This window comes from Cellulomonas avistercoris, assembly GCF_014836445.1.
Lineage (GTDB): Bacteria > Actinomycetota > Actinomycetes > Actinomycetales > Cellulomonadaceae > Cellulomonas > Cellulomonas avistercoris.
Genome location: NZ_JACSQV010000007.1, coordinates 121759 through 142684, shown reverse-complemented (window position 1 = coordinate 142684; position 20926 = coordinate 121759). Strand labels below are relative to the sequence as shown.

13 protein-coding genes are annotated in these 20926 nt (G+C 76.6%); 8 read left to right on the top strand and 5 right to left on the bottom strand.

Translation table 11 applies throughout. The annotated features are described in order from the left end of the window. Window positions 1-33 precede the first annotated feature (33 nt). On the top strand, window positions 34-2436 hold the full coding sequence (locus tag H9657_RS09885; protein WP_191782871.1) for a hypothetical protein: 2403 nt from the start codon (window positions 34-36) through the stop codon (window positions 2434-2436). A gap of 114 nt (window positions 2437-2550) precedes the next feature. Here the strand turns inward: H9657_RS09885 and H9657_RS19380 are convergent, their stop codons facing one another. Together H9657_RS19380 and H9657_RS09875 are read right to left on the bottom strand one after the other, a co-directional pair. After that, the gene (locus H9657_RS19380; protein WP_191782869.1) at window positions 2551-4167 is read right to left on the bottom strand and encodes a dynamin family protein; all 1617 of its coding nucleotides are present in this window, start codon (window positions 4165-4167) and stop codon (window positions 2551-2553) included. After that, entirely contained in the window at window positions 4164-6071 is a 1908-nt protein-coding gene (locus tag H9657_RS09875; protein WP_191782867.1) for a dynamin family protein, read from the bottom strand. The genes H9657_RS19380 and H9657_RS09875 overlap by 4 nt, the downstream gene beginning before the upstream one ends. Before the next feature lie 298 nt (window positions 6072-6369). On the opposite strand from H9657_RS09875, the gene H9657_RS09870 reads away from it, so the two are divergent. Beyond that, window positions 6370-7074 (top strand): response regulator transcription factor, encoded by a 705-nt coding sequence (locus H9657_RS09870; RefSeq protein WP_191782865.1) that lies wholly within the window; start codon window positions 6370-6372, stop codon window positions 7072-7074. 130 nt (window positions 7075-7204) lie between these two features. On the opposite strand, the gene H9657_RS09865 is transcribed toward H9657_RS09870, so the two are convergent. After that, window positions 7205-8566: an NlpC/P60 family protein gene (locus tag H9657_RS09865; protein ID WP_191782863.1), complete on the bottom strand. Its 1362-nt coding sequence runs from the start codon at window positions 8564-8566 to the stop codon at window positions 7205-7207. 155 nt (window positions 8567-8721) lie between these two features. Here H9657_RS09865 and H9657_RS09860 point away from each other — a divergent pair, with 155 nt between their 5' ends. Continuing rightward, window positions 8722-9285 carry a DUF4255 domain-containing protein gene (locus tag H9657_RS09860; protein ID WP_225215027.1) on the top strand — a complete coding sequence of 188 codons (564 nt, stop codon included), beginning with the start codon at window positions 8722-8724 and terminating at the stop codon, window positions 9283-9285. 76 nt (window positions 9286-9361) lie between these two features. Here H9657_RS09860 and H9657_RS09855 read toward each other — a convergent pair whose 3' ends face one another. Together H9657_RS09855 and H9657_RS09850 are read right to left on the bottom strand one after the other, a co-directional pair. Continuing rightward, window positions 9362-12937, bottom strand: coding sequence for an eCIS core domain-containing protein (locus H9657_RS09855; RefSeq protein ID WP_191782861.1), 3576 nt, complete (start codon window positions 12935-12937; stop codon window positions 9362-9364). Between the two features lie 577 nt (window positions 12938-13514). Further along, window positions 13515-15527 (bottom strand): ATP-binding protein, encoded by a 2013-nt coding sequence (locus H9657_RS09850; protein ID WP_191782859.1) that lies wholly within the window; start codon window positions 15525-15527, stop codon window positions 13515-13517. A 186-nt stretch (window positions 15528-15713) separates the two neighbouring features. Here H9657_RS09850 and H9657_RS09845 point away from each other — a divergent pair, with 186 nt between their 5' ends. The 5 genes from H9657_RS09845 (at window position 15714) to H9657_RS09825 (ending at window position 20918) form a co-directional block, all read left to right on the top strand. Then, window positions 15714-17267, top strand: a complete 1554-nt coding sequence (locus H9657_RS09845) for a phage tail sheath family protein (RefSeq protein WP_225215026.1) — start codon at window positions 15714-15716, stop codon at window positions 17265-17267. Window positions 17268-17296: 29 nt separating this feature from the next. Further along, a complete protein-coding gene (locus tag H9657_RS09840) occupies window positions 17297-17743 on the top strand; it encodes a phage tail protein (RefSeq protein ID WP_191782857.1) in 447 nt (148 codons plus the stop codon). Then, the gene (locus H9657_RS09835; RefSeq protein WP_225215025.1) at window positions 17743-18225 is read left to right on the top strand and encodes a hypothetical protein; all 483 of its coding nucleotides are present in this window, start codon (window positions 17743-17745) and stop codon (window positions 18223-18225) included. The genes H9657_RS09840 and H9657_RS09835 overlap by 1 nt, the downstream gene beginning before the upstream one ends. Next, complete coding sequence (locus H9657_RS09830; protein ID WP_191783044.1) at window positions 18219-18389, top strand: hypothetical protein; 171 nt, start codon at window positions 18219-18221, stop codon at window positions 18387-18389. Before H9657_RS09835 ends, H9657_RS09830 begins: the two co-directional genes overlap by 7 nt. 2037 nt (window positions 18390-20426) lie before the next feature. Continuing rightward, on the top strand, window positions 20427-20918 hold the full coding sequence (locus tag H9657_RS09825) for a hypothetical protein (RefSeq protein ID WP_225215024.1): 492 nt from the start codon (window positions 20427-20429) through the stop codon (window positions 20916-20918). Window positions 20919-20926: the final 8 nt, after the last annotated feature.

Below are 20926 nucleotides of genomic sequence, written 5' to 3'. Positions count from 1 at the left end.
GACGGGTCGAGGGGGGCCGCGCGGGTCGCGGGGATGCTCGCCCGCGCCCGCCCTCGGGCGCGCACGGTCGCGACGGGCGGTGCGGCCCTCGCCGTCGCGACGCCGCTCGCGCTGGCCGCCGTGCTCGGCAGCGGGCACGCGCCGCACCTGCTCGACCAGAGCGCGGGCACCGCGTGGGTCGTCTCCGCGGACCGTGGTCTGGTCACGCTGCTCGACGGCCCGTCGGAGGACGTCGTCGCGGGCGTGCAGGTCCCCGGCGCGGGTCACGCGCTCAGCGTCGCGCAGGCTCGGGGCGGCGCGTACCTCGTCGACGACGACGCGGGCACCGTGAGCCGGCTCGACCCCGCGACCTACGCGGCCTCGACCCCCGTGGCGCTGGGGACCCCGGGCGGCGATGTGACCGTCCTGCAGAACGACCCCGCCCCCGGCGGCCGGCACGTCGTCCACGTCCTCGACCCGCAGGCGCGCACCGTGACCCGGGTGGACCCGCGCACGCTCGCCGTGCACGACGAGGTCACGCTCACCGCACGCCCCGGGCCGGGCCAGGCGGTCGTGGACGGCGCGGGCGACCTGTGGGCGCTGGACTCCGCCACGGGGACGCTGACGCGGGTCGACGCGGGCACGGAGCCCCGCACCGTGCGCCGCACGGACGCGGCGACGGCGACCGCGCGCCTCGTCCTCGTGCGCGGTGCACCCGTGCTGGTCGACCCAGCGCGCGGGGCGACGCACACCGTGGGCGCCGACGCCCGGCCCGGTCCCGCCCGCTGCCTCGACACGCGACCGGCCGACGACGTCGAGGTCCTCGGCTCGGCGACGCGCCACGAGGTCTACGTCGCGGTCGCGCAGGCACGCTCGCTGCTGGTCGCGTCCACCACCGACGACGGCTGCGGCCGCGCGATCGACCTCGCCGGCCCCGGCGACGACCCGCGGTACGCGGCCCTCGCGCAGTCGGGCCGGTACGTCTTCGTCCCCGACAGCGCCAGCGGCACCACCGCCGTCGTCGACACCGCCGCAGGCACGGTGCTCGACCACGTCACGCTCGGCGACCCGGGCCACCGCCTCGAGCTGCGGGCCCAGGACGGGTTCGTGTTCTTCAACGACCTCGACGGTCACACCGCCGGGGTCCTGACGCTGCGCGGCGGGCGCTGGTCGCCCACGCCGCTGGAGAAGTACGACCCGGCGACGGGCGAGGGCACGCAGGTCGTCGTGCCCGAGGACGAGCGGCCGCCGGTGCAGGCGCCCGCCGGTGACGCACCGGGTGACGCCCCGGGTGACGCACCGGGTGACGCCCCGGGTGACGCAGCGGCGGGAGCACCGGGTGACGCACCGGCCGGCGACCCCGGCGACGACGCTGCCGGCCAGGCGCCGGACGGGCGTCCGACGCCCGGGCCCGCCGGTGGGCGCCCGGCCCCGCGCGGGACGCCGGCGAACCCCACGGCCCCGGCGACGCCCGGAGCGACCCCGAGCCCCACCGCCGCTCCTGCACCGCAGATCACGGTCGCGCTCGGCACCGACCCGCCCAGCCCGGGCCAGCCGGAGTTCCAGCCGTACACGTCGGCGACCGTCGTCGCGTCCGTCGCGGGTGCCGGCCCCGGCGCGACGTGGGTGTGGCAGGTCGCGTCGGACGCCGGCGAGCAGCCGTCGTACACCCCGCCGGCGCCCGGGCAGCCGCTCGTGCTCGACTCCGTGGGCGACGGCGACGTGACGGTGCGGCTCACCGTGACGGACGGCGACCGCAGTGCCTCCGCCGACCTGCGGCTGTGGGTGAAGTACGCGTGCCACCTCACGATCGACGGGTCGGGCGGCGACGAGCACGTGCTCGACCTGAGCAGCAGCGACACCGCCGACCTGCGGCTCGAGGCACATGAGTGCCGCGGCGCCCAGTCGGCCCACCTGACCCTGCCGCCCTGGCTCACGGGCCCGGCGGACGTGACCGTCCCGGACGACGGCAGCTCGGCCGTCGTCGCGCTGACGTACGCGGGAGCGTCGCCGGGCGGCCGGCAAGAGGACGCGGTGGGTGTGACCTTCACGGGTGCGGGGCCACGGACGACGTACGCGGTCGACGTGCTCACGGACGACCCGCCGAGCGTCACGGCCCGGTCGTGCCAGAGGTCGGCGCCCCTGCGCGACGGAGGCAGGACGATCGGGGTCCGCGTGACGACGGTGGTCGAGGCCGTGGTCCTCGACCACTGGGTGCGCGGGGCCGACCGCCACGACGTGCACGGGGACGACGGCCGTACGCTCGTCGACGCGGGCGCGGGCGCCGGGTCCGGCGAGCGGGTGTATCGGGTCACCGAGGTGGTCGACCTCGTCGACGACGGCAGCGGCGTCGTCGGGCCTGCCGCCCCTGCGCTCACGGTCACGGCGCGCGACGGCGCAGGTGGCCAGGGGACCGGGCCGGTGTCCGGGTTCGGCGCCATGTCCCCCTGCGGCTGAGCGCACCGCGACTCGCTCTGCGGCTGAGCGCACCGCGGCACGCCGTGCGGCTCCGCGCACCGGGGCTCGCCCTGGGTCGGTCGGCGCCGGTGCCACGGTGGCGTCAGCGGTCGGTCATCGGCCGCTGGTGGCGGCGGCGAGCCCCTCGCACGTCCGCCTGAGCACCTCGGCGACGCGTCGTACGTCCGGCCCGGCGAAGGGGTGCGCGGCCCGCCGCTGCCACGCCCGCAGGGACGCGACAGCCGCCGCCCGGACCTCGGGGTCGACGCCTCCCGCTCCGGAAGTGGTCACATCCGGCCCTACCGGGACGAGAAGTGGTCGAAGATCCGACCCGTCGGCCTCGGGTTGGTGGGTGGGGTGGGGGGTGGGGTGCGGGGTGGGGTGGGGACCGGGGTCGGGGTCGGGGCCGCGGGCGGTGAGGGCCGGCAGGCCCAGGCGGGTGCGGGGGTCGCCGCCCTGCGCGCCCAGGAGGCGTTCCGCCTCGTCGCGGGCGGCGTCGTCGCGCAGGTCGAGCTCGCCCGTGCGCAGGTCGGCGAGCAGGCGCAGCTCGACGAGGTCGTGCGCACCGGCGACCACCTCCTCGCAGCGCCGCGCCAGGCGGTCGGCGCCCGCCACGGGGACCCGCGCGACGAGCGTCTCGACGGCCCGCAGCGCGCGCTGCGCCTGCAGCGCACCCGCCCGCGCGACGAACCGGCGCAGCAGCAGGTCGCGCACGTCGTCGAGCCCGCTGGCGACGCGCAGCACCGCCGCGAGCGCCGCCGCGTCGGGCGCCGTCCCGTCCCGCACGGCACCGACGGCGAGGCGGACGCCGAACAGACCCAGGTCGTCGAGGAGCACGGCGCGCGCGTCGGCCGGGACCGACCCGCCCGCGCGCAGGAAGCGGTCGGCCGACAGCAGCGCGTGCGGCGGCTCGCCCGCGAGGGCCTCGACGTGCGCGTACCGGGCCTGCGTGAGCTCGACCGCGGCGAGCCCGAGCAGCCCGCACACCGGCACGACCGTCTGCACGAGGGCCCGCACGCGGGCGTCCGCCCGGTACCGCGCCGCGATGCGCTCGGCCATGGCCAGGGCGTCCTCGCGCCCGCCGCCCGTCTCGTCCGCGCGCGACAGGACGCCCACGGCGTTGACGGGCGTGACGGCCCACGTGTCGTCGTCGGCGTGGAAGGCGCGCAGGAAGTCGACGTCGGACTCGTGCACCTGGCGCAGCAGGTAGAGCACGGCGTCCGCGCTCCCGGGTCCCTCGTCGTCGCCCAGCAGGAACTCCTGGGTCCGCGCCGACACCTCGGCGCGGGCCGACGCGAGCCCCGGGGTGTCGACGAGGGTCAGGCGCTCGAGGCGCGACGACGGGTACTCCACGACGAGCCGCGCGACGTCCTCGACGGCCAGCGCGCCCAGGTCCACGCGCGTCTGCCCGGCCTCGCGCACGAACGCGACCTGCCGGCGCTCGCCCGTCGGCAGCACGGCCCACGCCCGCGCGGCGGGTCCGTCGACGTACGTCGTGACCAGGCGCGTGCACTCGGTGGCGTCGGTCGCCGCCAGCCGCTGCCCGACCAGCGCGTTGAGCAGTGTCGACTTGCCGGCCTTGACGCGGCCGGCGAACGCGACGCGCAGCGGGCCGTCCAGCCGTTCGGACGCCGCGGTCAGCCCGGCCGCGTGCGGGGTGCCGGCGTAGGCGTCGGCGGCGTCGCGCAGCAGCCCACGGACGGCGTCGACGGTGCCCGCACGGGCGGTCACGTCGTCCCCTGCGGGACCGGGACCGTCGCGCGGCGGGCCGCGAGCAGCGGGGCCAGCAGACCCTCGGTGCGGGCGGCGAGGTCGCGCAGCCGGCCGAGCTCGGCGTCGACGCGGGCGGTGCGCGCCTGACGCGCCGTGTCGTCCTGCGCGATGGCCGCGGACATCTGCTCGACGGTGGCGGTCGCCGTCGCGAGCAGCTCCGCGGCGCGCGACGCGTACGTCTCGCGCAGCAGCCGCTGCAGCCCGCGCACGGCGGCGCGGCTCTGCTTGCGGGCCGCGGTGTCCACCTCCTCGAGGTACGCGCCGACGGCCCGCTCGGTCTCGGCGCGCAGCGCCCGCAGCTGCCCCGCGCGCGCCGCCTGCCAGGACCGGCCCGCGAGCACCGCCGACAGCACGACGGCGACGGGCAGGACCACCGGCAGGGCGAGCCCCAGCACGAGGCCCGCGCCGTGGCTGATCATCGCGCCGGCCGACCCGCCGCGCAGGGCAACGAGCCCCAGGTCCAGGCGCGACGCGCGGGTCCCGGGTGCCGCGACGAACGCGACGTCCACACCGCTCGCGGCGTCGCCACCCGTCGCGACGCCCTGCCGCAGCTCCCACGCCGCGGAGCCGAACTGCTCGGCCACGGCGTCGGCGGCCTGGTCCGCGAGCGTCCGCACGAGCGCCTGGTGGTCGAGCAGCGTGGCCGTCGTGCGCTGCTGCAGCCACGGTCCCAGGTCGGCCTCGAGACGGGCCGCCGGCAGCTCGGCGATGTGCGCGACCGCGTCGCGCCGCAGCGCCCGCAGCCGCACCGTGAGGTCGCTCTCGACCTCGGACGCCAGGTCCGACGTCCGGTCGAACAGCACCTGCTGCCACCGGGCGCCCGCACCGCGCAGGTCGGCCGCGCGCGCCCGCGCCTGCTCCCACGCGGTGCGCCGCTCGCGGGCCGTGGTGTCGTCGCCGAGGGCCGCGCGCTCGGACGTCAGCGTCGTGAGCAGCTGGCCGAGCGTGCTGGCGGCCACGGCCGCCGCGGCCGCCTCCCCGGTGCCGGCCGCCCGCACGCGCTCGTCGAGCAGCCGCGCCGCGAGCGCGGGGTACCCGGACTCGGCGAGCAGCTCGCGGTCCGCCGTGCGCAGGCCGGCGTGCCGCAGCGGCGCCGACAGGCCGAAGAGGTCCGCGCGCACGCCCGCGACGCGTAGGTGGTGGGCGTCGGCGTCGCGGATGCGCCGCCAGTGGGCGAACAGGTCGGTGCGCGTCAGGCCCACGAGCACGACGGGGCACAGCGCGGCGGCCTGCCGCAGCAGCTCGATCTCCGCCGCGCCGAGCTCGGAGCCCGCGTCGGTGACGAACAGCAGGGCGTCGGCCACGGCCAGGCTGCGCAGGGCCACGCCCGCGTGGGACGACGCGAGCCCGCCGCTGATGCCCGGCGTGTCGACGAGGACGAGCCCTCCGCGCAGCAGCTCGCGCGGGAGGCGGATCTCGACGGCCCTGCCCGTCGTGCCGGCACCGCCCGTGCCGCGGCCGCCGCCCGCGCCACCGTCCGCGCCACCGCCCGCGCCACCGTCCGTGAGGACCGGCACGGCCTGACCTGTCGCCGCGGTCGGGACGTCGGCGGGCGCGACGTCGCCCAGCGTGGGCGCGTCGGGCTGCTCCTCCGCGAGCACGCGCGCCGCGACGCGCTCACCCCACCGGACGTACGTCGGCACGGCCGTGGCCACGTCGGCGTCGGTCGCGCACACCCGGGCACCGAGCAGCGCGTTGACCAGCGAGCTCTTGCCCTTCTTGAACGCCCCGCACACCACGACCCGGAACGCCGGGTCCGCGAGGCGCGCACGCGCCGCACGGACGCGCTGCACGAGGTCCGGGCGCGACGCGCGCTCGGCCGCGTCGGCCACGGCGTCGAGCAGCCGCTCCACGTCCCCCATCACGGCATGCTCCCACCGCACGCCCGACGCACGCCCCCACCCCCCACAAGATGCCCCAACAGGCACCCACCGCTGCCCCCTCCCTCCCCCCACCTCCCCCCGCGAGAGAGCGATCCAGTCACACCCACCCCCACCCCCCTCGCGAGAGAGCAATCCAGTCACACCCGCCCCACCTCCCTCGCGAGAGAGCAATCCAGTCAGCACCACGAGCAGCCGACCCGGGTGAAAACCCCCACGTTGAGCAGGTGTTGAGCGGCTGTGGAGGCCGCGTTGAGGGGTCGGCGCGACGCTCCTGGCCATGACCACCGCATCCGTGCTCACGCTGCGACCGCTCGAGTCCGTCCGCACCGCAGGCGTCGCCCTGCACCTGCGGGTCGCCGTCCAGGGCGGTGATGCCCTCACACGCGCCGGCCTGCGGGCCGTCATGGACACGCTGGCCGACGTGCAGGTCGAGCACGTCGAGGTCGAGCGACCCGCCGACCTCGCGCAGGCCGAGGTGGTCGTCGTCGTGCTGGAGACCGTCACCGCGCGTGCGGTCGACGCCGTCCGGCGGCTCGCCGCCCGGCCCGGGTGCCGTCCCGTGCTCGTCGTCGGCGAGGTGAGCACCGAGGCCGTCGCGCTCGTCGTGCAGGCCGGGGCCGTCGGCGTGCTGCGGCGGCGCGAGGCGACGGCCGAGGGCGTCGGTGCACTGCTGCACGCGGTCGCGTCCGGCGAGGCCGTCGTGCCGGTGGACCTGCTCGCGGCGCTGCTGCCGCGCACCGCGTCCGAGCCCGCGTCGGCACCGCCGCGCACCGGCAACGTGCTGGCGCTCACGGGCGTCAACGACCGCGAGCGCTCGGTGCTGCGCCTGCTCGGCGAGGGCGCCGACACCCGCGAGATCGCGCGGCGACTGTCGTACTCCGAGCGCACGGTCAAGGTGGTCGTGCAGGACCTCACGCGGCGGTTCGGGCTCCGCAACCGGACGCACGCGGTCGCGTACGCGGTCCGCCACGGCCTCATCTGACGCACCCCGGCCCTCCGCCGCCCCGCGAGCGCGGTACCTGGCGTGCGAGCGCGGTACCACTGAGTACCGCGCTCGGGCACCGAGTGCCGCGCTCGGCGGTGGGTGGGTGGGGTGGCGGGTGGGGGGCCCGTCAGGCGGTCGGGTCGTCCGGGGCGATCGACGCCAGGGGGTTGCCGGCGGGGTCCAGCGGGTCGAAGCCCGCCGTGTGCTCGGCGCCGTCGACGAAGCCGTCGCCGTCGGTGTCGGCGGCGAACGGGTCGGTCCGCAGCACCTGCTCGAGCGCGTCAGCCAGGCCGTCCGCGTCGCCGTCGGGCCCGCCGGCGGCGCCCGCGTCGAGCAGGCCCCGCCCGTCCGCGCGCAGCGGGTCGGTCCCCAGCAGCAGCTCCTGACCGTCGGAGACGCCGTCCGCGTCGGAGTCCGCCTGGGCGGCCTCGGTGCGCAGCACCAGCACCTCGTACCCGTCCGACGACCCGTCGAGGTCGGTGTCCGCGAGGAAGGCGTCGAGCCCCAGCCGCTGCTCGAGCACGTCGGTGATGCCGTCGTGGTCGGAGTCGAGCCCGGGGTCCGCGGCCACGGCGCCGGCGGGGCCGACCGTGCCGCCGGTGAGCCCCGGGATGAACCCGGCAAAGTTGAAGCGCCCCTCGGCCTCCCCGAAGACCACGCCCTTGCGGGGGTTGGCCGCCTCGATCGTCCGGCCGTCACCGAGGCTGATCGCGACGTGCGCGCTCGACGGCCGCCCCTGGCCCGGCTGCGGCTCGGACGGGAAGGAGAACAGCAGCGCACCGGGGGTGTCGATGGCCTCCTCGACGGACATCGTCGCGCCGTCGGCCTTGAGGTCGAGGTACTGGAGCCAGGTGCCGTCGGGGACGTCGACCCCCTGGCGCCCCGCCGCCCACTTGACGAGCTCGGAGCAGTCGAACGTGTCGGGGTCGGCGTCGTCCACGCTCGCGGTGGCGCCGAACACGTACCGGTCGCCCTCCTGCGCGGTCGCCGCGTCGAGGAACGCCTGCAGCAGGCTGCCCCCGCCGGGCGTCCCGCCGCCCACGGGCGCGGACAGCGCGTCGAGCGCCTCGCCGCCGCCACCGCCAGCGCCGACGACGTGCCCGTACCCGTCGGTCCCCGACCACACGCCGCCGGGCGCGTCACCGGCCAGCTGCGCCGCGGCCTGCGCCTCGTCGCGGTACTGCAGGTAGCGCGCGCTGCCGCCGCCGTGCGTGACGGTCCACGGCGAGATGTTGTCGCCCTGCCCCGACACCCGGTAGGCGGCCTTCGCGTTCTCGAGCGGGTCGGACAGGTCGACGCCGACGAGGTCCTTGTGCGCGGCCACGTTGATCTGCCACAGGCCGCGCGAGTCCTCACCGACGGGGTTGTGCGCGCCGGTGTTCCCCCCAGACTCGGCCAGGGCGATCGCGGTCATCGTCTGCGCCTGGTCGGGGGCGAACCCCGCCATGCGCGCGTACCGGTAGATCTCCTGGGCCGACAGCATGGCCATGCCTCGACGGTAGGCCCGTCGCAGCACCGCGAACAGGATGAATCGGGCGCGCGGGGCCCGGTGCCCGTTGAGGCAGCGCACCGTGCGGACGGCGCGTGCGGGGCGTCGGCGGCGCGACCATGGGACCGGACGGGCCGAGCAGGACGGGGACGCGCATGATCTCGGACGCCGACGACGCGCTCGTCGCGCTGCTGCAGACCGAGGCGCTGCGTGGGCAGCCCGCCGAGGTCGTCCTCGACGCGCCGACGTCCAGCTGGGCCGCGCGGCGCACCGGCCCCGTCGTCAACGTGTTCCTCTACGACCTGCGCGAGGAGGTCGACCGCCGCGACGCGCAGTCCCGCACGGTCCACGACGAGCGCGGGCGCGTCGTCGGCTACTCCCCCGGGCCGCGGTGGTACCGCCTGTCCTACCTCGTGACCGCGTGGACGCAGCGCCCCGAGGACGAGCACACCCTGCTCGGGCTCGTGCTCGCCAACCTCGTGCGGTTCGACGCGATCCCCGCGGTCCACCTGGACGGCAACCTCGAGGGCGCGCACGTGCCCATGACGGTCGGGCTGCCGCCGTCGGGCGACCGCTCGGCCCCCGACCTGTGGAACGCACTGGGCGGTGAGCTCAAGCCCGCGCTGGACGTCGTCCTCGTCGCCCCGCTGACGGTCGCGACGACGCAGGTCGCCGGGCCGCCGGTCGAGGGCCGCCAGGTGCGGGTCGGCGACCGCTGAGCGACCCGGGTCCGGGCGCTGCCCGCCAGCCCCGTCGGCCCGTCAGCCCCGTCGGCCCGTCAGCCCCGTCGGCTCGTCAGCCCCGTCGACGGGCCGTGTCGTCGACGAGCAGCCGTTCGAGGACGCCCTGCAGCGCCGTCTCGGCCATGTCCTCGACCTCGCCGAGCTGCGTGGCGACCGCACCGCCGACGACGCCGGACGAGGGCACGGGTTGCTCGCCCGCGCCCTCGGGGCCCCGGCGCACGCCGTTGGTGTCGGTGAAGCCCGCCGCCACCTGGGCGTTCTCCTCCCGGATGGCGTCGACGGTGCGGTTCATCGCCGCGTTCGCCGCGGGGCGCAGCGCGTTCATGTAGGCGACCGTGAGCGACTGGGCGCGTTCGAGCGCACCCGAGTTGTCGGGGTTGATCGCGAGCGCCTTGAGGACGTCGCCGAACTGCGTGGCGGCCGCCGTCCCGGCGGTCTTGGCCTGCTCCGTCAGCTCGTTGTCGGCGGGCGTCTTGATGCGGGCCGCGCCGAAGTAGAGGACGACCGTGGTCTGCGACATGTCCTGCCACTCGCCGCGCTCCGGCGCCGAGGCCGTCAACGCGGTCCACAGCTGACGGCCGGTCCCGAACGGCAGGACGTGCTCCGACTCCTGCTGCCAGATCGGGTCCTCGCTGCGGACCGACGCGTGCTCGGGGCCGCGGATGCGCGGGGGCTGGCTGCCGTGCTTCGCGGTGTCCCCGATGTTCGGTGCGCTCGCCCGGGGGTACCCGGGCCGCCCACCCCCGGCGTAGGCGACCAACGCGTTGAGCGCGGTCACGAGCCGGGCGCGTGTCCCGCCGAGGTTGGCCGTCGGACGGGGGGCCGGACGCCCGGCGTCGAGCCACGCACGCCACGTCGTCCGCGCCGCGACGAACTCCTGCTTCGCGGTGTCGAACGCCGTCAGGAGCGGGGCCAGCGGCTCCCCGGCACGCTCCATCGCGCTCAGCGGCACCGGCGTGCTGTGCAGCACGAGCGCGTGCGCCGTGCCGTCGTCGCGCAGGTGGTGGTCGCCGTCGGGCGCGTGGACGGTCTCGTCGACGGGCACGTCCTCGAAGTCCGCCGCCGCGGGCTCCGGGCCGCCCTCCGCGCCGTCCGCCCCACCCTCGCCCGTCAGCGCCGCGAGCGCCCCGCGCCCCAGCGCGACCGCCCGCTCGATGAGCCAGTCCAGCGCCTCGAACAGCTTCTCCCGCAGCCCGACGACGAACTCCGCGATCTTCTCCGGTGCGTCCCCGAGCCCCACCTGGTTGGCGAGGAACCCGATCGCCACCGGCACCGCCGCGGCGAGCCCGCCCTCGAGCATCGCGGCACCGGGCCCCACGTCGCCCTTGGCGATGGCGCCGATGGTCGCGACGTAGGAGTCGACGATCTCGAGCAGCTCGCGCACGTAGTCGAGCACCGACTGCACGGCCCGGAAGAACGCGATGGCGCCGTTGATGACCGCCATGATCCCGGTGGGGTCGAGCATCGACAGGACCTTGGCGATCGCGGCGTCGACGATCTCGGACATGATCCAGTCCTTGACCATGTCGAACAACGTGTCCCACAGCATCGACAGCTTCTCGGTCAGCCGCGCCCAGATCGCGGAGAAGCCGCCCTCCTGGACCTCCTGGACGAACGCGAAGGCCTCACCGGCCATCGCGACCGCGCCGCGGATGCGGTCGACGGTCTCCTGCCCCAGGTGGACCGCCAGCTTCTGCCAGATCACCTCCACCGTGATGCCGGACAGCTGCACGACCAACTTGATCGCGGCCTCGAGCGTCAACTCGGTGGGCCGCTCGACGCCCAGCTTCGTCAGGCCGCGGAACAGCCAGTCCGCGAGGCCGTTCAGCAGGTAGGTGCCGATCTTGCCGAAGAACGACGAGAAGCCCGCCTTCATCGCCCCGATGAGGTTCAGCAGGAACCCGACGGGGTCGGCGACGATGTCGTCGATCGCGGCCGTCGCGTTGGAGACGACGTTGCCGACGAGCTCGGGCGGGAAGTTCATCATCCGCAGGATCAGCTCGATCACCGTCTCGACGACGATCGCGATGAACTCGAAGATCCGCCCGAGCGGTTCACCGAACTTCGCGGTGATCTCGTTGAACGTGTCGATCGGCGAGAGCAGCTTCTCCAGCGTGACGAGGTCCCACACACCCTTGAACGTCGAGGTGATGAGCTCCCACGAGATGCCGAGGCTCTCGACCGCGCCGTCGACCCGCGCGCCGGCCTGCGCGATCGCCCCGGACTCGGCGAGCTGGGAGTACATCTGGTCGCCGCCGGGCAGCAGCGTGATGAACCCCTTGATGAGGTTCTCCGCGGTGCGGGGGACGCGCTCGTCCGTGAACGGGTTCTTCTCGAGGATCACGGTCATCAGGTGGAACCCGGGGATCGCGTGCGCGTGCTCGCTCAGCCACCCGAGCAGCGACTTCTTGACCAGCTCGAGGACCTTCGCCACGACGTCCCAGGCGAACGCACCGACGTCGCTGACCAGCGCGAACGCACGGTCGGCCAGCACGGGCAGCGTGTCGAGCAGGCGCGGCAGGTTGGCCGGGCTGATCGCGTCCCACGCGTCGGAGAACAGCGCGCCCGCCTGCCCGAGCAGCCCGGTGAACCGCCCCCACATGGTGTCGAGCCAGTCCGCGGTCTCCTGCAGCGTGCCGCGCTCGGTCATCTGGTCGACGACCGTGCCCTTGCCGATGAACCGCAGGAAGTCCCCGAGGACCTCGACCGTCGGCGCGTCCACGTCCTCGCCGGTGAGGGGGTTGTGGTGGAACGCCTTGACGGCGAGGTTCCACAGCGGCGCGATCTCCGGACGCTGCAGCAGCGGTTCGGCGATCGTGGCGACCACCTCGCGCACCTTGGCGATGACGGCGTCCTTGACCTCCTCGACCAGCGCGCGCACGTCGGCGAGGAACGCGTCGACGTACCGCTCGACGATCGCGACGTTGCCGCTGATCCCCTCGGTCACGCCCATCTCGTCCCAGGCCCTGCCGATGTCGCCGCTGATGCGGTCCCACGTGAGGTCGTGCGCGGCCATGCGCTCGCGCAGGTAGGCGACGATGTCGGCGAGCACCTCGACGCCCTGCAGCACCGGCCCCACGGCCGCGCCGAACGGGCCCCACGTCAGGACCTTCTCGACGAGCTCGAGGTCCGGCGGCCGCACGGGCTCGTCGGTGAGCGGGTCCTTGCCGGTGATCAGCCCCACGAGCGCGTAGCCCGGGATCGCCTGCACGGCGGACGTCACGCCGTCGACGACGAAGTCCGGCAGCAGGTCGCTGACCTCGAGGTCCCGGGCGACGGGCGCACGCCACGTGTCGAGCGCGACCTGCTGCACGACGTGCGTGGCCTCGTGCCCCATGAGCTCGAGGTCGCCGACGGACTGCCCCTCGCCGAGGAAGATGTGGGCGCCCACCGTGAACGCGCGCGCCTGCAGCTCGGCCGCCGCGGCCGTGGCCGTGCCACCGGTGTGCACCTGGACGCCCGAGAGGTCCGCCCCGAGGTGCGGCTCGATGCGGGCACGCACCGCGTCGGGGATCGGGACACCGCCGCCGGGGCTGGCGACGAGCGAGCGCGTCGCGTCCGACACGGGCACCTCGCCCCCCGCGGCGACCTGGCCGGCCGCACCACCCGCGTCGCCGTCCCGCGCCACGGCGGCGGAACCGGATCGCTCTCTCGCGCCCGGGGGGACGGGGGCGGGCTGCCGGGCTGCCGCACCGGATCGCTCTCTCGCGCCCGGGGGGACGGGGGTGGTCGCCCCCCGCCTCCCCGTGAGAGAGCGGTCCAGCTCGCTCGCGGGCGCGCTCGCCGTGGTGCCGGCCGGCGCGACGGGCGGGCGCTGGTGCGCGATGCGGGCACCGAACGCCTCGGCCTCGCGCTCCGCGGGGTCGCCCGGGTGGCTGACGTCGAGCGTCGACAGGGGTGCCCGCCGTACCGCTCGGGCCTCGGCCACCGGCCCCGGGGCTCGCGCCCCCGGGGCCGCGCCCGTCCCGGTCCCGGGTTCGCGGGCGATCCCGGGCGGGGTCCCCGTCCGCCGGACGGCGCGCGCGACGGCCGAGTTCGGGACCCCGGCCGCACCCGCCGCCGCCGCACCGGACGCGCGCGGACCACCCGTGCGCGCGACGGCCCGCGCGCTCGTGCGCGCGGGTGCGGCGGCCGTCCGCGACGCACCGGCGGTCCGCGCGGCAGGGGCGGCCGCGGCCCGCTGCGTGACCGCCGCCCGCTCCGTCTCAGCCCCCTGCCCGCACGACGGGGCCGCCCGCCGGCTCGTCGACGGGGTCCACCACCGACAGGTGCCCGAGCTTGACGAGCTCGCGCTGCAGAGCCCGGACGACCCGGCCCATCGTGATGCCCGCACCCTCGTCGGCCGCCGCGAACGCCGCGCCCAGCGCCGCGTTGCGGATCACGCCGCCCGTGACCTTGAACCGGCGCGCCAGCAGGTCCAGGTCGACGTCCTCGACCGGTGCGGCCGACGGGAAGACGCGTTCCCAGATGCGACGCCGCTCGGCCTCGTCGGGCGACGCGAAGGTCACCGAGACCGCGATCCGGCGCCAGAACGCGTCGTCGATGTTGCCCTGCAGGTTGGTCGCCAGGACCACCAGGCCGTCGAACACCTCGAGCCGCTGCAGCAGGTACGCGACCTCGATGTTCGCGTACCGGTCGTGCGAGCTCGACACGTCGGTGCGCTTGCCGAACAGCGCGTCCGCCTCGTCGAAGAACAGCACCATGTCCCCGGACGCCGCGGCCGAGAAGACCCGTTCGAGGTTCTTCTCGGTCTCCCCGATGTACTTCGAGACGACGGCCGACAGGTCGACCTTGTACAGGTCGAGGCCCAGGTCGGCCGCGACGACCTCGGCCGCCAGCGTCTTGCCCGTCCCGGACGGGCCGGCGAACAGCGCGACGACCCCCGCCGACGGCACCGCGGGGAACCCCCAGGTGCCGAACACGGTCCGCCGCTGCCGGTAGCGCGCGACGAGGTCGCGCAGCTGGTCGGTGGGCGCGACCGGCAGCACCAGGTCGTCCCAGCCGCGGCGGGCGTGGACGCGCGCGGCGACCCCGTCGAGGTGGCCGCCCGCGAGCCGTCGCACCCCGGCCACGACCCCACCGGCGCCCGCACGCCCGCTCGCGCCCGCGTCGGCACCGGCGACCAGCCGCAGCTGCTCGCGCGTGAGCCGCACGCCCGCCGGCGCGGGGCTGCCCGTCCGTGCCTGCCAGTCGGCGTCGTCGGCCTCGCCGTCACGCACGTGGACCTCGCGCCACGGCCGCGCGGGCAGGCAGTCCAGGGGCAGCTCGCGTGCCGAGGCGAGCACGAGCGCGAGGTGCGGCGACCGGTCCAGGCGCTCGGTGTCGTCGGGCGTCAGCCGGCCGTCGACCTCGACGACGAGCGCGACGGACCGCAGCGTCGCCTCGCGCACCAGCGCGTCCCACGCCTCGCCGGACGTGGGCAGGGGCGTCACGAGCAGACCCGCGCCACGCAGCACCGACGCGGCGGCCTGCCGCCGGCTCTCGGGGTCGGCGCCGTGCACGAGCAGCAGCGCGCCCGCACCCGGCGGCCGGTCGCCGGGCGGACGCGGGGCCCGTCGTCCACCGCCCCGCCCCGCACCCGCCGCCTGCGCACCCTCGGGCGGCGCCGGCAGCGCGCGCGTGCCCGCCGGCACGTCGGGGTCCAGCGCGTCGTCGCCGCGCGCCGCCCACGCCACGCGCGGCGCGACGCCGCACATCCGCGTCGCCCACGCACCCTCGGCGCCGACGACCACGAGGCCCGCGCGCACGAGCGGGCCGCGCGGTGCGAGCGCGCGGACGCCGTCGTCCCCCAGCACGCGCGCGACCCAGGCGAGCGTGGGCCGCGGCAGCTGCACGCTGTCCTGCACGTACGCGAGCAGGCGCTGCCGCTGCGGGTGCAGGTCCACCGCGAGCAGCACCGCCAGCACCTCCGCCGCGACACCGCGGACGCCCGCGTACCGGCACGCGCGCGCGAGGTCGTCGTCGCCCGTGCGCACCCACGCGTGCAGGGCCGCCCGGGCCGCGGCGACGTGCGGGTCGAGGCGGGCGCGCACCGGCGCCACGCGCTCCGGCGACGGCCCGTCGAGCCCCGGCAGCGTCGCGAGCAGCGCGTCGACCTCGTCGTCCCCGACGTACAGGCCCGCGAAGTCGCGCGGCGGCACGCCCTGGACGACACGGCACACCACGGCGTCGGCGGCCAGCACGACGTCCGCGAACCGCTCCCAGACCGGCGCGTCCATGCTCACGTCGTACCCCGGCCGCACCCGCAGCACGACGCCCCCGGCGGAGCCCTGCCCGTAGGTGCACGCGCGACGGCCCCTACCGACGCCCGCCGGGCACTGTCGCGCGCGACCCCGCGGGCCGACGCTGGGCCCTGGTGCGGACCACACGGGCGCGCGCCGCACCGACCAGGAGGGGGACGAGCCATGGCCACGCTGAGCAGCATCCGGTCGCCCGGTGTGTACGTGCAGGAGGTGGCGTCGGGGCCGCGGCCCATCCAGGGCGTCGGCACGGCCGTCGCGGCGTTCGTCGGCATCACGGCCGACGGCCCCTACGACCAGGCGGTGAAGGTCGTCAACTGGTCGCAGTTCACGCGCACGTTCGGGTCGTTCGTCGAGGGCGCGAACCTGCCCTACGCCGTCCACCAGTTCTTCGACAACGGCGGCGGCGCCGCGTACGTCGTGCGGGTCGGGTCCCTCGGGTCCGACGAGGGCCAGCGCGCGACGGCCGAGCTGACCAGCTCCGTGCGCGCCGGCCACGCCGTGTACCGCGTGGAGGCCGTCGACCCGGGTGCGGGTGGCGACGCCATCACGGTGGCCGTCGAGCCGAAGGTCGAGACCGAGGGGCAGGGCGAGGCACCCCCCGACGAGGCGTTCACGCTCGTCGTGCGCCGCGGCGACACCGTCGAGCGGTACGAGAACGTCACGAGCCGCAAGGGCCCCGCCAACGTCGTCACGGCGGTCGCGGAGTCGCAGCTCGTCCGCCTGACGGAGGTCGGCTCGTCGCCCGTCGCCGAGCGTCTGCCCGCGTCCGGCCAGGTCGCGCTCAGCGGGGGCGCCGCGCTGCCGGCCCGCGTCACCCCGAGCGACTACCTGGGCGACGTGACCGCACGCTCCGGCATCGCGGGCCTCGACGCGCTCGACGACGTGACGATCCTGTGCGTCCCGGACCTGGCCGCCGCGTACGAGGCGGGGCAGCTCGACGCCGACGGGTTCAAGGCCGTGCAGTCGGCGATGGTGTCCCACTGCGAGGCGCGCAAGGACCGCATGGCGATCCTCGACACCCCGCGCGGGCTCAACGCGCAGCAGGTGCGCGAGTGGGTGACGGAGAAGATGGCGTTCTCCTCGCCGTTCGCGACCGTCTACTGGCCGTGGGTCTCGATGTGGGACACGCTGCTCGGCCGTGCCCGGCTCTTCCCGCCGAGCGGTGCGCTGGCGGGCATCTGGAGCCGCAACGACGACACGCGAGGCGTCCACAAGGCACCGGCCAACGAGGTCGTCCTGGGTGCGCTCGACGTCGAGCAGGCGCTGACCCGCAAGGAGCACGACGACCTCAACCCCGCGGGCATCAACGCCATCCGGGCGTTCCCCGGCCGCGGCATCGTCGTGTGGGGCGGGCGCACGCTCGCGTCGGACGCGCAGTGGCGGTACGTCAACGTGCGCCGGCTGTTCAACTACGTCGAGTCGTCGATCCTGCTCGGGACGCAGTGGGCGGTGTTCGAGCCGAACGACCAGAAGCTCTGGCAGCGCATCGAGCGCTCGGTCGGGGCGTTCCTGCTGGGGCTGTGGCGCGACGGGGCGCTGTTCGGCACGACGCCCGCCGAGGCGTACTACGTCAAGTGCGACACCGAGACGAACCCGCCCGACCAGGTCGACGCCGGGTACGTCGTCATCGAGGTCGGCATCGCACCCGTCAAGCCAGCCGAGTTCGTCGTGTTCCGCATCAGCCAGCTGCCGACCGGCGGCGCGGTCGCCGAGTGACCTGACCTTCTCCAGAGAGGACGACGCCCATGCCCATCGGCGAGGACGCGATCGCCGCCAGCCTGTTCGAGGTACAGGTCGACGGCGTCACCATCGCGCAGTTCAAGGAGGCCTCCGGGCTCGGCATCGAGATCTCGGTGATCGAGCACCAGGAGAACAAGCCCGGGGGCATCCCCGTGCTCAAGAAGCTGCCCGCGGCGCAGAAGTTCAACGACGTCACGCTCAAGCGCGGCATGACCAAGGACGACGGCTGGTGGCAGTGGATCGCGGCCGTGCAGGAGGGCGACATCGACGGCTCGCGCCGTGACGCGTCGATCATCCTGCTCGACTACCTGCACCACGAGGTGCTGCGGTTCAACCTGTTCTTCTGCTGGCCCTCGAAGATCACGCTCGGGTCGCTGCAGGCCGGGTCGACCGAGGTCGCCATCGAGGAGGTCACGCTCGTGCACGAGCGTGTCGAGGTGAAGGTCTCCTGATGAGCGCCGACGTCGCGGCGACGCCGGACGCGGGCACGCCCGGGTCCGTGCCGCCGCCGGGTGCCGGCCCCGTGCCGGTGCCCAGCGGCGGCACGGGCCTGCAGACGGAGTTCTGGTTCGAGCTGCCCGTGGGGTTCGAGGACGACCACGGGCGCGTCCACCGGCAGGGCACGATGCGCCTGGCGCGCGCCCGCGACGAGATCACGCCCCTGCGGGACCCGCGCGTGCGGGACAACGAGGCGTACCTGACGGTCCTGCTGCTGGCCCGCACCGTGACGCGGCTGGGCGACCTGCCGGCGGTCACGACCGGCGTCATCGAGGGCCTGTTCACACCGGACCTGGCGTTCCTGCAGGACCTGTACCGGCAGGTCAACGCCGACGGCACGACGACCACCGCGGTCACGTGCCCGGCGTGCCGCGAGGAGTTCGCCGTGGACCTGCACGGCAGCGGGGGGTCGGGTGGTGCGCCGGGGGGATGGTGAGGTACGCGGCCGTCGACCTGCTCGACGAGATCGCGTACCTCGCGGCGGTGCTGCACTGGCCGCTCGACACCCTGCTCGACCTGGAGCACCCGGACCGCGCGCACTTCGTGGCCGCCGCCCGCGCGCTGACGGAGCACCCCGAGGACGAGGGAGGCCGACGATGACCCGCCGTCACCCCGGCCGCCCAGCCGCCGCCTCGCCGCCGCCTGGCCGCCCGCCGAACGCGCGGTTGTGCCGCTTGCCACGGGTCATGAGCGGCAGAACCCCGCGTTCGGCGGGCGGGGCGGAGGTGCCACGTGAGCGCCGGTGAGGGGTGGCGGCCCGTGGGGGGGCGGCCGCTGGAGGCGCGGGCCGCCGTGGCGAGCCGCAGCTTCGCGCGCGGGCTGACGAGCCGCCGGGTCCTGCCGGCCGCACTGGCGCAGCCCGTGACGCGGGCGGCTGCCGAGGCTGGTCCGGGGGCGGGGCCCCGGGGCGGCGTGGATCGCGCCGCTGCGGTGGGATCCGGCAGGTCGGGACCGGCGACCCCCGTGCCTGCCGCGGACGCCTCGTCACCCCCGCTCGCGAGGGCGGCCATGACCCGCGACCCTGTCGCGGGGGACGGACGGGTCGGCCCGGTGACGACGACGTCGCCGCTGCGGCGTCTCGCGTCGCTGCTGCGTGGGCGGCGCACCCCGACGGGTGCGTCCGACGAGGCGACCGCCGACCGGATGCCCGACGGATTCCCGGACGCCCCAGCCGTCACGCGCGCGGCCGAGCCCGCGGTGCCGGTGGCTCCCGCGGAGGCGCGGGCGGTGGCTCGACGGACGCCCACGTCGTCGAGGTCGACGAGCTCGCCCGCCACGACGCGGTCGACGGCCGGGTCGACGGCGACGACGACGACGGGGACCGGGTCGACCGGGTCGACGGGCTCGACGACGGGTCGGTCCTGGACCCCCGCGGTCACCCGCGCTCCGCTCCGGTCGCAGACGCCGCCCGTGGCCGCCGCTGCGGCAGGCACCACGGACCCCGGCACCGCGGTCGCCCGTGCGCACCGCTCGCGGGCCAGGACTGCGCCGTCGGTGCCGGAGCCGGCGGGCCGGACCCTCGCCGGGTCGGCTCCGTCGGCCGGGTCCGTCGCGTCCGCCGGGCCGGTCCAGCGTGCAGCGGCCCCCGGACCTCGCGACGGCAGCACACCGCGACGCCCGGGCGCGGGCGATGCGCGCGAGCCCGCGGTACCGAGGGCGGCACGCGCCGCTGCGCAGGTCGCACAGGTCGCACGGTCGGTGCCGCCGCACGCAGCCAGGTCGACGCCCGCCGAGGACTCGTCACCGCCGGCAGCGCCGGGACCCGCAGCCCTCGCGCAGCGGACGGCAGGCGCACCCGCCCTGGGCCGCGACGCCGCGCCGACGCCCTCGGCGCCCGCCGAGGCCCGTCCGGTGCCCGCACCCGCCGCACCTCGACGGACACCCACGGCACCCACGGAGGCACACCGTTCGACCGCGGCACCCGGCTCCGCGTCGGCACCGGCCTCCGCACCGGCACCGGCGGACGCCGTACGGGTGGTCGCGATGCCGGAGCCGACCCTCGACCGGTCGCCGGGCACTGTCTCCCGCGCTGGCGCCGGCTCCTTGCCCCGCGCGGCTGGTCTCGGTCGTCCGCTGCCGCCCTCGGTCCCGCACCCAGAGACGGCCGCGCCGCCGGACGACGGCGGGCGCACGCCGGGAGCGAGCAGCCCACCGGGCGCGAGCCGCGCGACCACGGCTCCCCGCACGAGCGGCACGGCCGGCGCACCCGCCGTCGATCGCGCGGCCGCCGCACCCGGAGGGAGCAGCGCCGTCGCGCACCGGCAGGTCACGTCGCCGCCGCGGCAGGTCACGTCGCCGCCGCGGCAGGTCACGTCGCTCCCGCCCGACGCCGCGTCCGGCGACGACGCGCGCGCGGACGTCGGATCCCTCGACGCCGCACCCACCCCGGCCGCACGGGCGTCTCGCGCGGTCGTCTCCCCGCCGGCGGGTCCCGCGGCACCAGGTCCGGCACTCCGGGCGCCGTCCGCGCCGGGTGCCGTCCCGCCGTCTCCCTCGCGGTCCGGTCTCGGCCGCCCGGTCGGGGCCCTCCGGGCGGCCGAGGCCGCCGCCCACGCGTCGACGCCCCCCGGCGAGCACGCTCACGCCTCCTGGTCGTCGAGCCCAACCGCCACGGGCCGCGACGACCGGGGTGCCACCGTGGACCGACAGATGCCGACCCCGCCGCCGTCGTCCACCGTGCCCGCGGGCCGGACGGTCCCCGGGGCATCCGACCGCGACAGCGGACCGGCACCGGCCGGCGCCTCCCCCGCGCCTGCGGTGTCCCGACGCACCGCCCCCCTGTCGCGGGCGCTCACACGCTCGCCCGCAGCGGCGCCCGACGCACCGCACGCCGCCGACGGCCGCGACCCGGGCGCCGCGCTGGACCTCGTCGGGCGCACGCCCGTCGCGCACCGGCCCGACGCGCACCGGCCCGCCGTCGCGCGGGCCGAGCCGGGCGACGACGTCGTCGGCGAGGTGGTCGCGGCGTCCCCCGACGAGCCCGCGAGCCCGGCCGGCACCGCGGCGGCCCCCGAGGCGCCGGCCGACCGCGCCGGGCTCGCCGACCGCCTCTGGGACCATCTCGAGCAGCGTCTGCGCCGCTCGCTCCTGCTCGAGCGCGAGCGCCGCGGCGCGCTCCCGGACCTCTGACCGCCCAC

Coding starts and splice junctions, on each gene's coding strand:
- H9657_RS09885 (WP_191782871.1), top strand. CDS start 34: ATGCTCGCCCGCGCCCGCCCTCGGGCGCGCACGGTCGCGACGGGCGGT.
- H9657_RS09875 (WP_191782867.1), bottom strand. CDS start 6,071: ATGGGGGACGTGGAGCGGCTGCTCGACGCCGTGGCCGACGCGGCCGAG.
- H9657_RS09870 (WP_191782865.1), top strand. CDS start 6,370: ATGACCACCGCATCCGTGCTCACGCTGCGACCGCTCGAGTCCGTCCGC.
- H9657_RS09865 (WP_191782863.1), bottom strand. CDS start 8,566: ATGGCCATGCTGTCGGCCCAGGAGATCTACCGGTACGCGCGCATGGCG.
- H9657_RS09860 (WP_225215027.1), top strand. CDS start 8,722: ATGATCTCGGACGCCGACGACGCGCTCGTCGCGCTGCTGCAGACCGAG.
- H9657_RS09850 (WP_191782859.1), bottom strand. CDS start 15,527: ATGGACGCGCCGGTCTGGGAGCGGTTCGCGGACGTCGTGCTGGCCGCC.
- H9657_RS09845 (WP_225215026.1), top strand. CDS start 15,714: ATGGCCACGCTGAGCAGCATCCGGTCGCCCGGTGTGTACGTGCAGGAG.
- H9657_RS09840 (WP_191782857.1), top strand. CDS start 17,297: ATGCCCATCGGCGAGGACGCGATCGCCGCCAGCCTGTTCGAGGTACAG.
- H9657_RS09835 (WP_225215025.1), top strand. CDS start 17,743: ATGAGCGCCGACGTCGCGGCGACGCCGGACGCGGGCACGCCCGGGTCC.
- H9657_RS09830 (WP_191783044.1), top strand. CDS start 18,219: ATGGTGAGGTACGCGGCCGTCGACCTGCTCGACGAGATCGCGTACCTC.